At 70.2% G+C, this 13,283-nt stretch carries 13 protein-coding genes; 2 read left to right on the plus strand and 11 right to left on the minus strand.

Features of this window, described 5'->3' with window-relative positions; translation table 11 throughout:
* Nucleotides 1-89: 89 nt before the first annotated feature.
* From ACFYXA_RS09900 to ACFYXA_RS09920, 5 genes are read right to left on the minus strand one after another with little or no spacing between them, the layout of a single operon-like run.
* Nucleotides 90-1,367: an ABC transporter substrate-binding protein gene (locus ACFYXA_RS09900; protein ID WP_389030351.1), complete on the minus strand. Its 1,278-nt coding sequence runs from the start codon at nt 1,365-1,367 to the stop codon at nt 90-92.
* Nucleotides 1,368-1,372: 5 nt separating this feature from the next.
* A complete protein-coding gene (locus ACFYXA_RS09905; RefSeq protein ID WP_389030354.1) occupies nt 1,373-2,488 on the minus strand; it encodes a branched-chain amino acid ABC transporter permease in 1,116 nt (371 codons plus the stop codon).
* Nucleotides 2,485-3,366, minus strand: a complete 882-nt coding sequence (locus tag ACFYXA_RS09910; RefSeq protein ID WP_352247384.1) for a branched-chain amino acid ABC transporter permease — start codon at nt 3,364-3,366, stop codon at nt 2,485-2,487. The genes ACFYXA_RS09905 and ACFYXA_RS09910 overlap by 4 nt, the downstream gene beginning before the upstream one ends.
* A complete protein-coding gene (locus ACFYXA_RS09915) occupies nt 3,363-4,181 on the minus strand; it encodes an ABC transporter ATP-binding protein (protein ID WP_389030358.1) in 819 nt (272 codons plus the stop codon). Before ACFYXA_RS09915 ends, ACFYXA_RS09910 begins: the two co-directional genes overlap by 4 nt.
* Complete coding sequence (locus tag ACFYXA_RS09920) at nt 4,178-4,936, minus strand: ABC transporter ATP-binding protein (RefSeq protein WP_389030361.1); 759 nt, start codon at nt 4,934-4,936, stop codon at nt 4,178-4,180. Before ACFYXA_RS09920 ends, ACFYXA_RS09915 begins: the two co-directional genes overlap by 4 nt.
* Before the next feature lie 188 nt (nt 4,937-5,124).
* Here ACFYXA_RS09920 and ACFYXA_RS09925 point away from each other — a divergent pair, with 188 nt between their 5' ends.
* Both ACFYXA_RS09925 and ACFYXA_RS09930 read left to right on the plus strand, forming a co-directional pair.
* Nucleotides 5,125-6,420: a PucR family transcriptional regulator gene (locus ACFYXA_RS09925; protein WP_389030364.1), complete on the plus strand. Its 1,296-nt coding sequence runs from the start codon at nt 5,125-5,127 to the stop codon at nt 6,418-6,420.
* Nucleotides 6,417-7,037: a TetR/AcrR family transcriptional regulator gene (locus tag ACFYXA_RS09930; protein ID WP_389030367.1), complete on the plus strand. Its 621-nt coding sequence runs from the start codon at nt 6,417-6,419 to the stop codon at nt 7,035-7,037. The genes ACFYXA_RS09925 and ACFYXA_RS09930 overlap by 4 nt, the downstream gene beginning before the upstream one ends.
* 150 nt (nt 7,038-7,187) lie before the next feature.
* On the opposite strand, the gene ACFYXA_RS09935 is transcribed toward ACFYXA_RS09930, so the two are convergent.
* From ACFYXA_RS09935 to ACFYXA_RS09960, 6 genes are all read right to left on the minus strand, one after another.
* Entirely contained in the window at nt 7,188-7,970 is a 783-nt protein-coding gene (locus tag ACFYXA_RS09935; protein ID WP_389030370.1) for an SDR family oxidoreductase, read from the minus strand.
* 1 nt (nt 7,971) lies between these two features.
* Nucleotides 7,972-9,195 (minus strand): acyl-CoA dehydrogenase family protein, encoded by a 1,224-nt coding sequence (locus ACFYXA_RS09940; RefSeq protein WP_389030373.1) that lies wholly within the window; start codon nt 9,193-9,195, stop codon nt 7,972-7,974.
* A gap of 174 nt (nt 9,196-9,369) precedes the next feature.
* Nucleotides 9,370-10,188, minus strand: coding sequence for an SDR family oxidoreductase (locus tag ACFYXA_RS09945; RefSeq protein WP_389030376.1), 819 nt, complete (start codon nt 10,186-10,188; stop codon nt 9,370-9,372).
* 141 nt (nt 10,189-10,329) lie between these two features.
* A complete protein-coding gene (locus ACFYXA_RS09950) occupies nt 10,330-11,022 on the minus strand; it encodes a TetR/AcrR family transcriptional regulator (RefSeq protein WP_389030379.1) in 693 nt (230 codons plus the stop codon).
* A 344-nt stretch (nt 11,023-11,366) separates the two neighbouring features.
* Nucleotides 11,367-12,014, minus strand: coding sequence for an HAD family hydrolase (locus ACFYXA_RS09955; RefSeq protein ID WP_389030382.1), 648 nt, complete (start codon nt 12,012-12,014; stop codon nt 11,367-11,369).
* 2 nt (nt 12,015-12,016) lie between these two features.
* On the minus strand, nt 12,017-13,216 hold the full coding sequence (locus ACFYXA_RS09960) for an acetyl-CoA C-acyltransferase (RefSeq protein WP_389030385.1): 1,200 nt from the start codon (nt 13,214-13,216) through the stop codon (nt 12,017-12,019).
* Between the last annotated feature and the right edge of the window lie 67 nt (nt 13,217-13,283).

Consider the following 13,283-nt stretch of genomic DNA (forward strand, 5'->3'; position numbering starts at 1 on the left):
GCGGGCAAGAGGGTGACGACGGGCTGAGCGGGGCCGGTCCCCAGGCGTCCGGGGCACCGCCCCCCAGGGACCGGCCCGGCCCGGCAGGCTCACTTCGCCGGCGGGCCGAACTCCTTGCGGGTGTTCACCGGCTTGCCGAACAGCTGCCACCGCTCGCCCTTGAACCGCATCAGCTGCATCGTCTCGATCGGGAAGGCGTCATCGGGCCCGGTGGAGAGGGTGACACCGGGGAGCAGCATGCCCACCTCGACGTCCTCCAGGTGGCGCACCGCGTCCCGCAGTCCCTCCCTGGTCGGGCACTTCATCGCGTCCAGGGCCTTGTGCAGGCTGGAGGCGACGGCCCAGCCGTAGGCGTTGAACTGGTTGGCCGGGTCGGAGCCGGGCACGTACGTGCGCAGCGCTTCCCGGTACGTCTTCATCTCCGCGTCGTCCGCCCACTGCGGGTCGGCGGGGTCCTTGAAGTAGGTCGCCGAGACCACACCCTGGACGTTCTTGAACCCGACGGGCTTCAGCACGGTGGCGGACGAGGACACGTTGTTCACGATGTGCAGCGGGTTCCACTTGGTGTTCTTGGCATCGGCGGCAAGGGCCTGGCTGCCGAACTTCGGGGTGGTGATGTCGAGCAGCACATCCGCCCTGGACCGGGCGAGGCTCGTCATCTGCGCCGAGACCGAGGGGTCGGTGACCTCGTAGCTCTCCTCGGCGACCACCTTGATGCCGCTGCCGGCGACGGCCGCCTCGAACCCGCCGAGCAGATCCTTGCCGAAGTCGTCGTTCTGGTAGAGGACGGCGACCTTGGCCTTCGGCTTCTCCTCCTTGAGGTATTTGGCGTACACGCGTGCCTCGGAGATGTAGTCGGGCTGCCAGCCGGTGGTCCACGGGTGGTTGTCGTCCGTGCCCCAGACGGAGGCGCCGGTGGCGACGAAAGGCTGCGGCACCTTCCGCTTGTCCAGGTAGTCCCACACGGCGGCCGTGGAGGGCGTGCCCAGGGTCTGGAAGACGGCGAAGACCTTCTCCTGCTCGACGAGTCTGCGGGCCTCCTCGACCGCCTTCGGAGGCTGGTAGCCGTCGTCGCGGACGATGAACTCGACCGTGCGGCCGTCGATGCCGCCCTTGTCGTTGACGTGCTTGAAGTAGGCGCTCACGCCCTTGCTGATCGTGCCGTACGCGGAGGCCGGTCCGGAGAGCGGGTAGATGCCGCCCAGCTTGATGGTCTTGTCGGTGATGCCGGTGGTCTGCTGGCCCTGGCACGCGCCGTCGGCGGCCGCGTCCTTGTCGTCCTGCCCGCGCTGGCTGTTGCAGGCGGTGGTGAGGAGCAGGGCGGCGGAAGCGGCCGCGGCCGCCCGCAGAGTGGTCTTCTTGCGCATGTGATTCATTCCTTTTCCGGGCGGGGCGGTGCGCCCACGGGTTCGGCGTCGACAGGGGCGGGATCCGCCGGGGTGAGGGGCGCGGAGGGTTCGGAGCCGGACGTCCGGTCGTCGTCGGCGTCGGGGGTGGTGGTGCGGATGAGCCGACGGGCGGCGGTGCCCCGGACACGGCCCGCAAGACCGGCCAGTCCCGTCGGCGCCACGAACATCACCGCGATGATCAGCAGGCCGAACACCACACCGGGCGCCGCCTCGCTGATGTCCTGGGCGACGCTCGGCACGTACACCACGAAGGCCGCTCCCAGCAGCGGTCCGTACAGCGAGGCGAGCCCTCCGACCACCAGGCCGGCCAGCAGGGTGATGGACAGGACGAAGCTGAACGAGTCGGGGGAGACGAAGCCGATCACCCAGGTGTAGACGCAGCCGGAGACACCCGCGAACAGCGCGCTCCATGCGAAGGCGAGGGTCTTGTGCAGCGACAGCCGTACGCCCATGACCTCCGCGGCGCTCTCGTTGTCCCGCACGGCGAGCAGTGCCCGGCCGACCCGGGACCGCAGCAGGTTGCGGGCGAGCAGCAGGGACACCGCGGTGACCGCGAGGACGACGAAGTACGTCCACTGGTCCTCGGCCATCCCGCTCCACGCGGGCGGTTGCAGCTTGTCCACGGTCAGGCCCATGGAGCCGCCCGTCACCGGTTCGAGCCGTTTGAGCAGCGGCGGCAGGAACACCGCGAACGCGAGGGTGACGAGGGCCAGGTACAGTCCGCGCAGTCGCAGGGCGGGCACGCCGAAACCGAGGCCCAGCAGGAAGCATCCGGCGGCCGCGACCGGCAGCGTGGCCAGGTGACCGGTGTCGTACCGGTCGAGCATGACCGCCGCCGTGTAGGCCCCTGCCGCGAAGAACGCGCCGTGCCCGAGCGAGATCTGCCCGCCGAACCCGACCAGCAGGTTCAGTCCGGCCAGCACCACCGCGTACAGCAGCACCATGGTCAGCTGGAAGACCTGGAAGGGGGCGAAGTAGAACGGTGCGCCTACGGCGACGGCCGCCACGAGCAGCGCGGTGAGCGCGGCCCGCAGACGCCGGGCGCGGTCGGTGCCGAGTGTTGCGACGATCGTGCTCATGCGCGTTCCACCGCCGCCCGTCCGAACAGGCCCTGGGGCCGCACCAACAGCACCGCCAGGATGATCACCAGGGGTACGCCCACCTTCAGATCGGCGCCGACGACGTCCACGTACGCCCCGGCCAGCGTCTCGGCGACGCCCACGCACAGGCCGCCGACGACCGCGCCGACCGGGCTGTCGAAGCCTCCGAGGGTGGCCGCGGCGAACGCGTAGATCAGCACCCCGCCCATCATGTTGGGCTCGAGGAAAAGCAGCGGGGCGACGAGCACGCCCGACACGGCGCCGACCGTCGCGGCCAGCCCCCAGCCGAGCATCAGCACCCGGCCCACCCTGATGCCCGACAGCCGGGCGGAGACGGGGTTGCAGGCGACCGCCCGCATCACCAGGCCGCTGGAGGTGTGCTGGAACAGCAGGTACAGCAGCCCCATCACGACGGCCACCACCGCGATGATCCCGAGTGTCGACCAGTCCACGCGCACCCCGGCCAGGTCGATCCCGCCGTCGGGGAACGGCTGCGGGAAGTCCTTCACGGTGAACGACCAGATGAGACCGGCCGTCGCGTTGACGAAGATGAACAGGCCTACGGTGACGATGACCGTCGTCAGCTCGGGCGCCTTCTGCACGGGACGGATGACGATCCGCTCGACCAGCATGCCGCCGGCGAACGACACCGCCAGGGTGACCGGCAGCGCGAGCCAGAAGGACATCCCGGACGCCACGAGCTGCCACGCCACGTACGTGGAGATCATGGCGAGCTCACCCTGTGCGAAGTTCACGATGCCCGTGAACCGGTGGATCAGCACCAGGGCCAGCGCCAGGCTGGCATAGACGGCGCCGGAGCCGACCCCTTCCACGACTTGCTGGAGCAGTTCGGTCACGGCGCTCCCCCGTCCTTCGCGGAGCGGACGGAGACACCGAGGTAGACCTCGGCGACCTGCCCGTCCTCGCGGATCTCCCGCGACGGCCCGGAAAGCACCAGGCGGCCGGCCTCCAGTACGTGCGCCCGGTGCGCGACATCCAGCGCGAGCTGGGCGTTCTGTTCGACGACGACCACGGTGGTGCGTTCCTCCTCGTTGACGGCACGGACGATCTCGAACAGCTCGCGCGTGACCAGCGGCGCTAGCCCCAGCGACGGCTCGTCCAGGAGCAGCAGGGCGGGCCGCAGCATCAGCGCCCTGCCGATGGCGAGCATCTGCTGTTCGCCGCCGCTGAGGCTGCCGGCGGCCTGGCGGGACCGCTGGCGCAGCTTGGGGAAGTAGTCGTAGATCCGTTGCAGGTCGGCCGCCACGGCCGCGCGTTCGGCGCCGCCCCGCCGCCACCGCCCGGTGCGCACGTGGGCGCCGACGCGCAGGTTCTCCTCGACGGTCAGGTCGTTGAAGGTGCCCCGGCCCTCGGGCACGTGCGCCACGCCGAGACGGGCGGTCTGCTCGGGCGAGCGGCCCAGCAGCTCCGTGCCGTTCAACGTCACCGAGCCGCGTCCGCGGACCATGCCGCACAGGGCCCGCAGTGTCGTTGTCTTGCCCGCGCCGTTGGGCCCGAGGATCGCGCACACCTCGCCGCGTGCGACGGAGAAGTCGAGCCCCTGGAGCACGCGGGCCTGACCGTATCCGGCGTGCAGCCCGGCGACCTTCAGGAAGTCCGGCTCCGCGTTCACGTGTCCGACTTCGGTGCTGTCGGTGGTGGGTTCCGTCATGCCGCCACCCCCAGGTACGCCTCGATGACCGCCGGGTCGCGCTGGATCTCCTCCGGTGAGCCCTCGGCGATCTTGCGCCCGAAGTCGAGGCAGACCACCTTGTCGCACAGGCCCATCACGAACCCCATGTGGTGTTCGACCACCAGGAGCGTCAGGTCGAAGTCCTCGCGCACCGAGCGGACCAGATCCGCGAACTGGTCCACCTCGCCGTGGCTGAGCCCGTTGACGGGTTCGTCGAGCAACAGCAGCCGGGGCCGTACCGCGAGCGCCCGGGCGAGTTCGACGCGTTTGAGCGTGCCGAACGGCAGCCCGGAGGCGGGGTGGTCGGCGACCTCCGCCAGGCCGAGACGCCGTAGCAAGTCGTCCGCCTGGTCACGTAGTTCCCTCTCCTCCCGCCGGACGCGGGGCAGCCGGAGCGCCGCGGCGAGGTGTCCTGTGCGCCCCCGGCCGTGGGCGCCGACCATGACGTTCTCCCGGACCGTGAGCAGCGGGAACAGACCCAGGTTCTGGAAGGTGCGGGCGATGCCGCGCCCGGCCACGGAGTGCGGCGGGAGGGCGAGCAGGTCCTCGCCCTCGAACCGCACCGTCCCCGCATCAGGGGAGCAGCGCCTGGTGAGGCAGTTGAACAAGGTGGTCTTGCCGGCTCCGTTCGGTCCGATGAGCCCCACGGCGGTGCCCGGCTCGACGGTGAACGCGACACCGTCCAGTGCCGTGATCCCGCCGAAGCGCACGCTGATACCGTCGACCGCGAGCATGAGTGACGCCCCTTCCGAGGTGCTGGGGGGTGGGCGAGCGTCACAGTAGGTGAGGGCGTTCCGAGCACACATTGGGTGCGAGCACCCAAGTTCGTGGCCACCGACTTGTGCGCCGCGCCCAGGTCCCCCGGTATGTCGCCCGCCGGGCCTGTTGACGGGACACGAGGAGGGCAGCGACGATCGGCGCCATGTCTCGCGGACCCGCCCTGGGCGCCCCCGCACTCTCCGACCCGCTCAGCCGGGAGCGGCACCGGATCCTGCACGCCGTCCAGGACCGGCTCGAGGACGTGGCGAGGACCGCCGTCGCGGTCATGCGCACGGAGATCCCGTCGTACGCGCTGCAGGACGAGCGGTTCATCGACGACGTACGGGACCAGGTCCTCACGCACTACCGGATGCAGCTGGCGGCACTGGCCGGCGGCCGGGACATCGCCCCCGAAGACCTGGTCTTCAGCCGTGCGGCGGCCATGCGCAGAGCACGCGCGGGGTTCGCCCTCGAGGACTGGATCAGTGCCTTCCGGGTCGGCCGGCAGGTGTTGTGGGACGTGCTGCTGGACTGCGCGGGCACGTCCGCCGAGGCACAGCAGGCCGCGCTGTCCCTCGTCACACCGCTGATGCGGTACGTCGACTTCGCCAGCACGCATGCCGCGCAGGCCTATGTCGAGTACCAGCAGCACGTGGTCGCCGACGCGGACCGGGAGCGCCGGGACCTCCTGGACCAGCTCCTGGCCGGCGCGGCACCGGCGCGCGGTCCGCTGCTCGCCGCGGCGCAGGCGTACGGCATAGGGCCGCACTCGCCGATGATGGCGGTCGTGGCGGTGTGCGTCGACGACACCCGCACCGGCGACCTCACCTCGGCCGAGCACGGCTACGCGACCAGCGCGTCCATCGGCATCGCCGGGCCCTGGGCCGGCCGGACCCTGGTCGTCGTGCGCCACGACGAGGTGGTGGCCGTGCCGGTGGTCCGCACCGGCATGGACGCGGAGGACATCTGCAGCCACTTCGAGGCGGTGCAGCGGCGGCTCGCGCGCGAGGGAACCTCGCTATCCATGGGCATCAGCACGGTCGCCGATGGCGCCGGCGAACTGCCACGCGCCTACGAGGAGGCACGCGCCGCCCTCGACCTCGTACCGAGCGAGGGCGGGGTGGCGGCACTGCCGCGCCTGTCCCCCTTCGACTACCTGGCGCTGCGCGCCGACGACCTCGCCCGCCAGTTGGTCGATCCCCGCGTGCGTGCGCTGCTGGAGGACGACCGCAGACGTGGCGACACGCTGGCGGCCACCGTACGGGCCTTCGCGGAGGCCGACCTCAACCTGCGGCTGGCCGCCGACCGGCTGCGGATACACCACAACACGGCGCACTACCGGTTGCGCCGGATCGAGGAACGCACTGGGCGCAATCCGCGCCGGATCGCCGACCTCCTGGAACTGCTGGTCGCCCTCGCCATCCGCGACGGGGCCGGGGAAGGTGGGGATCACCAGTGAGCAGCATCGTGGAGTCCGCGTGGACGGAGGAGGCACCCACCGGGCAGAGCCGAACGGTCCGGAGTGCGCTTCTGGACGCCGCGCTGGAGGTGTTCACCGAGCGCGGTTACGCCGACGCCGGTCTCGCCGAGATCGCGGCACGCTCCGGCATCCCGGTGGGCAGCCTCTACCAGCACTACGACGGAAAGCGAGGGCTCTACCTCGCTCTTTGGGAGGAGTTCCGGGAGGCACAGGAACACCGGACCGCGGCCACGCTGACCGCCGAGCGAGACCGTGGCGTGGACGACCCCATCGCCCTTTTCGTGGCGGGAGCCAGGGCCTACCTGGAGGGCGCCTGGGACAACCGGCGGTTCGGCAGACTCCTCGTGGAGGATGACGGCCCCACGGGCTTCGACGCGCTGCGCCGCCAGTGGGACCGCGCGTGGGTACGGCGCAACGCCCGGCTGCTGGAGGTGGACGAGAAGCGACGCGCCGGCCGGGTGCGGGTGAGAGTGCTCACTACCGTGATCGGCGGGGCGGCACGCGAGCTGGGCGACTGCTGCGACGAGACGGAGGCCCAGGAGATCGTCGACGAGGTGTGCGGCATCCTGATCCATCTGTCGGCGCCTCCCGGCTGAAACGCGTGGCGCCTGCGTGCCGCAGTGCGAGCCCCTGCGCTGCACCGGGCACGGCGCCCGCCATGGGTCGCATGACCTCGGCGAAGCCGACGCCGAGGGAGGCGAACCAGCCGGCCCACCGCCCCGGCGTCGATTCCGACGATGTCCGCGCTAGACACCGATACCGGCTCCCTGCCTGAACGGGCGCGCCTCACCGAGCAGTTGGCCGCCGTCGATCACCATCGTCTCGCCGGTGATCCAACTCGCGGCGTCCGAGACGAGGAAGGCGACCGCGGACGCGATGTCGGCAGGCTCCCCGATGCGGCCCAGCGCCACCGAGGCGGACACCTCCTCCTCGTGCTCCTTCCACAGAGCCTCGGCCAGCTTCGTCCGCACCACCCCCGGTGCCACGGCGTTGACGCGGACCTTCGGCGAGAGCTCCAGGGCCAGTTGCCTGGTGAGATGGATCAGCGCGGCCTTCGAGGCGTTGTACAGCCCGATGTTCGCCTCGGAGGCCATGCCGCCCACCGACGCGGTGTTGACGACCGCCCCGCCGTGCTCCCCCATCCAGGCCCGCGTGGCCAGACCCGTCCACAGGACGGGCGCCCACAGGTTCACGTCGAAGGTCTTCGCGAACCGGCCGTGGTCCTGGTCGATGACCGGCCCGAAGGCCGGGTTGGTCCCCGCGTTGTTGACGAGGATGTCCAGACTGCCGAAGCGCTCGAGCGTCAGATCCACACAGCGCCGGGCCGCCTCTTCGTCGACCGCATGGGCTCCCACGCCGACCGCTGTGCCGTTGACCTGGGCCGCGGCGGCCTCCGCCGCCTCTTGGGTCCGGGAGGTGAGGACGACGTTTCCGCCGGCCTCGGCGATGGATCGGGCTATCGCCAGCCCGATACCGCGCGAGGCCCCGGTGACGACGGCTGTACGACCGGTGAGGTCGAGTCCTGCCATCTCAGTTCACCGCCCCCGCGTCGCGGTACCGCCGCAGTTCCTGCTTGGCGATGGCCCGCTTGTGAACCTCGTCGGGACCGTCCGCCAGCCGCAGCGTCCGCAGATGCGCGTACATCATCGCCAAGGGGAAGTCGTCGGTCACTCCCGCTCCCCCGTGCACCTGGATCGCGCGGTCGACGATCCTCAACGCGATGTCGGGGGCGGCCACCTTGATGGCCGCGATCTCGGTGCGCGCTTCCTTGTTCCCGACCGTGTCCATCAGATACGCGGCCTTGAGCGTGAGCAGGCGGATCATCTCGATGTCGATCCGCGCTTCCGCGATCCAGTCCTGGATGTTCGACCGTTCCGCGACCGGGCTGCCGAAGGTCACCCGTGACTGTGCGCGCCGGCACATCAGTTCCAGTGCCCGCTCGGCCGCGCCGATGGCCCGCATGCAGTGGTGTATGCGGCCGGGCCCGAGCCGGGCCTGGCTGATGGCGAAACCCTCGCCCTCGCCCTTGAGCAGGTCCTTGGCCGGCACCCGGACGTTCTCGAAGACGATCTCCGCATGGCCCTCGCGGTCCGCGTACCCGAACACCGGGAGGTTGCGGACCACGGTGACGCCGGGGGCGTCCACGGGTACGACCATCATCGACTGCTGGCGATGCGGGGCCGCCGTGGGGTCGGTCTTGCCCATCACGATGAGCACCTTGCAGTTCTTGTGCATCGCGTTCGAGGCGAACCACTTGCGGCCGTTGAGCACGTACTCGTCGCCGTCGCGCTCCATCCGCAGCTCGATGTTGGTGGCATCGGAGCTGGCGACACGCGGCTCGGTCATCGCGAAGGCCGAGGCCATCGTCCCGTCGAGCAGCGGCTTGAGGTACTTCTCCTTGTGCTCGTCGGTGCCGAAGAGGGTGAGCACCTCCATGTTGCCGGTGTCGGGCGCGTTGCAGTTGCACGCCTCGGAGGCGATGTGACTGCGGCCCATGATCTCCGCCAGCGGCGCGTACTCGAGGTTCGTCAGGCCGGGGCCCCACTCCGGGTGCGGGTGGAACAGGTTCCACAGTCCGCGCCTGCGCGCCTGCGCCTTGAGCTCCTCGAGGATCGGCGGGTGGAAGTGCGGGTCGCCCGACGCGCGCATCTGCTCGTCGTACACCGCCTCGGCGGGGTAGATGTGCTCATCCATGAACTCGAGCAGATCCGCCCGGTACTTCTCGGCACGGTCCGACATATCGAACAGGGACATCCGAACTCCTGACGGGTAGGGAGGGAAAGTCGGGCGAGCGCTTGTCCAGGTGACTGGCGACGCCTCTCGGCATCCACCCTGCGACTCGACAGCAGCAGATCCGCTGCTCGGCTGTGCCCCACCAGCCGGGGCGACAGCCAGGTTCGGCGAGGACGAGCTCGCCCGGCGCGCCGGTCATGCCTGTGCCAGCAGGGAACTCTGGTAGCGGCGCATCCCGCGCACCCAGCGGTCGTAGTCCGAGCTCTTCTGCCGGTACATATCGAGAACGTCTTCGTGCGGCAGGACGAGGAAGCGCTCGTCCTCGATGGCGGCCAGGACGGCGTCGGCGACTTCGGCCGGCTCCAGGACGTCACCGGCGGAGGTGACGGCCCGCGCCGCGGCTCTTCCCAGCGCGTCCCCCGAGTCCTCCCCGGCGGTCAGCATCCTGGTGTTCACGCCCATCGGGCACAGACAGCTGACGCGTACCCCGCGGTCGCCGTAGGTGACACTCAGCCACTCGGCGAAGGCGACGGCCGCGTGCTTGGTGACGGCGTACGTGGCGGAGCCGATCTGGGTGAGCAGTCCGGCCGCCGAGGCCGTGCTGACGAAGTAGCCCTCACCGCGCTCGAGCCAACGGGGTACCAGCAGCCTTGCCGCACGGATGTGGGCTCGCAGGTTGACGTCGATCGAGCGATCCCAGTCCTGCTCGCTCACGTCGAGGCCGAGCGCGCCGCCGATGCCCGCGTTCGCGAAGTAGAAGTCGACCGGACCGAAGGCGCTCTCCGCCAGGTCGATCAACTGCTGGATCTGCCCGGTGTCCGACACGTCCGCGCCGGCGCTGACGGTGGTGCCCGGATGGTCGGCGTTGACTGTCTCCGACACCGCCCGCGCGGCCTCCGCGTCGAGGTCTGCGACCACGACCCGGGCGCCCTCGCGAGCGAGCCGTGCGACCAGCGCGCTGCCGATGCCGCCGCCCCCACCGGTGACGATGGCGACTCTCTCTGCAAGGTTCACGGCAACCCTCTCCGTTGACGGGGCGTGCGATGCGTCCGACCTGTATAATTGAATCCGACGTCAAGTTCAATAGCTGTCCGCACGGAACCAATGAAGAAGCCGCCCGACCCCAGGGGTACGAGCGGCTGTGAGGCGGGCGGATCAGCGGTGGCCGGGGAACCGCAGGGCGTTCGCCCACAGGCGGGTGACCGTGGACACGAGTTCCTCGAAGTCCACCGGCGTGTCCTCCTCTTGCTCTTCACTGCGCACGAAGGCGTTGTAAGCCATGACACTGACCATGCCGGACAGCGCACGGGACGCCATCATCGGATCGACCTCGCGGTCTGCGACACCCCGCGCCTGCAGGTCGGCGATACCGCGGGCGTTGCGGCGGATGAACGCGTCCCCGCGCCGCCTTCGGAACTCACGGAACTCCGGCTCCACTTGGGCGACCTGCTCGAGCAGTGCCATCAGCTTCGCGTTCCGCCTGTACGCCGCGAGATAGGCGCGGTTGCTCGCCTCGAGTACCGCATAGGGGTCGTCGGCGCCCTGCACCCGGCCCGTGCCGGGGTGCATCATGTCCTCCTGCGCCTCCAGGAGGACGGCGGCGAGCACCTCTTCCTTGTTGGCGAAGTAGGTGTAGAAGGATCCCGCCGCGCACCGGGCCTCTTTGGTGATGTCGGTCAGGCGGGTGCCGAGGTAACCGTCCCGTTCGAACACCTTGCGCGCGGCCTTCACCAGAGCGGCCCGGGTCCGCGCTCCGCGCTGCGTCGTCGGCGGCTCGCGAAGTTGCGAGAAGGGCGCCACGGGCGGTGCCTGCTCGCTGTCGGTCCCCTCGGGCGCAGTGGTGTCCATCCCCGGGACTTTACTTGAATCCGACGCCATGGTCGTAAATCCCAAAGGGCAGACGGAGCCGGCTGATGTCCTGGTTTCCCGGGGCTCAGGGGCGGCGGGCGGCAACGTCGCCGAGGGCGGGGTCGCGGGTCAGAGCGCTACGGTCGGGGGTGACGGCCGCGTGGCGGGACACAGGATCGAAAACGCTGGTCACGGGGCGGCGCCTTCCGGGATGTGAGCAGGTGACGTGCGGGTCGCACCCTCGTCGACAAGGTGACTTTGCCCGGCTTCGGCATCGAGCCCTCGGGCGGTGTGACCGGATGACCGACCTCAGTGCGTCCGGTCGGCTGGTCGACGGGTATCGGTCAGGCAGTGATCCCGAAGCGGTCGGCGAGTTGACGGCGGGTGTCGGCGGCGCTGGTGTGCAGTACGCCTCCGATTCCGATCCGTGCCGCTCCGTCGAGGTTCTGCTGCAGATCGTCGATCATGACCGCCTCCCCGGGGTCGACACCGAGGCGTTCACACGCGATCGCGTAGATCCGCCGGGAGGGCTTGCGGATGCCGACCTCGGACGAAATGACGACCACATCGGCGACGGCCGCGAGGTCGACGCCGTCGTAGGTCCCGGTGCCGAACGAATTGGACACCAGCGCCACAGGATGACCGGCGGCTCGCACCTCACCGAGCAGCGCGAGCATGTCCCGGTCGATCGACATTCCCGCTTGCATCCGGGCCGTGAGCCCCTCGGCCGGCACCTCCGCACCATGGACACGGAGGCGTTCGGCGAATCCCCGCTCGAAGGCCGGGGCGTCGATACGGCCGCACTCGTGGTCGGCCAGCAGGGTGCGTGAGGGCTGGTCCCGGCTCAGGAGGTCCAGCGGAAGGCGCGGGTCGCCGCCGAGCGAGGCGCCGAATGCGGTGAAGGCCCGCAACACACTGGAGGTGATGACACCGCCGAAGTCCACCAGGACCGCGTTTCGGGTCTCTTCCATCGCGTTCGACAACGGGTCCATGCTCAGGCGACCTCGAACAGTCCGGCTGCGCCCATTCCGCCGCCGATGCACATGGAGATCACCACATACCGAACGCCGCGGCGCTTGCCCTCGATGAGGGCATGCCCCACCAGTCGGGCGCCGGTCATGCCGTACGGGTGGCCGACCGAGATCGCGCCGCCGTCGACGTTGAACCGCTCCGGGTCGATGTGCAGTTCGTCGCGGCAGTACAGCGCCTGGGAGGCGAAGGCCTCGTTGAGTTCCCACAGCCCGATGTCGTCGACGGTGAGGTTGTGCTGCTTCAGCAGCTTCGGGACGGCGAAGACCGGGCCGATGCCCATCTCGTCCGGCGCGCACCCGGCGACGGTCATACCCCGGTAGACGCCCAGCGGTTCCAGGCCGCGGCGCTCGGCCTCCTTCGCCTCCATCAGCACCGAGGCCGACGCCCCGTCCGACAGCTGCGAGGAGTTGCCCGCCGTCACGCTGGAGTGCGCGCTCACCTGACCGTCGGGCAGCACCGGCGCCAGGCCGGCCAGGCCGTCGAGGGTGGTCGACGCGCGGTTGCCCTCGTCCCGGGTCAGGGTGACCTCCTCGTCCCGTACTTCCCCGGATTGCTTGTCGAGGACCTTCTTGACGCTGCTGAGCGCGACGATCTCCTGGTCGAACCGGCCGGCCTCCTGCGCCGCCGCGGTGCGCTGCTGCGACAGCAGCGCGAACTCGTCCTGGCGCTCCCGGCTCACGCCGTAGCGCTCGGCGACGATCTCCGCCGTCTGCAGCATCGGCAGGTAGATGCCCGGCTTGTGCTCGACCAGCCAGGGATCCGTCATGCGGTGGGTGTTCATGTGGTCGTTCTGGACCAGGGAGATCGACTCGACACCGCCGCCGACGGCGACCTGCATGCCGTCCGTGACGATCTGCTTTGCGGCCGTCGCCATGGCCATCAGACCAGACGAGCACTGCCGGTCGATCGACATCCCCGACACGGTGTCCGGAAGTCCGGCCCGCAGAGCGGCCTGACGCGCCACGTTGAACCCGGAGGACCCTTGCTGCACGGCGCAGCCGAAGACGACGTCCTCGACCTCGCCCCCCTCGAGACCGGCGCGCCGCACCGCGTGCGAAAGGGCGTGGGCGGCGAGTTCCTGCGCCTGGGTGTCGTTGAACGCGCCGCGGTAGGCCTTTCCGATCGGCGTCCGTGCCGTCGAAACGATGACTGCTTCCCTCATGTCGCCTCGCTGTTTCCTGTCGGTCCGGTTCGTCCGGGGACTCCGGGGACTCCGGGGTCGAAACTCC

Source organism: Streptomyces sp. NPDC002566, assembly GCF_042889585.1.
Lineage (GTDB): Bacteria > Actinomycetota > Actinomycetes > Streptomycetales > Streptomycetaceae > Streptomyces.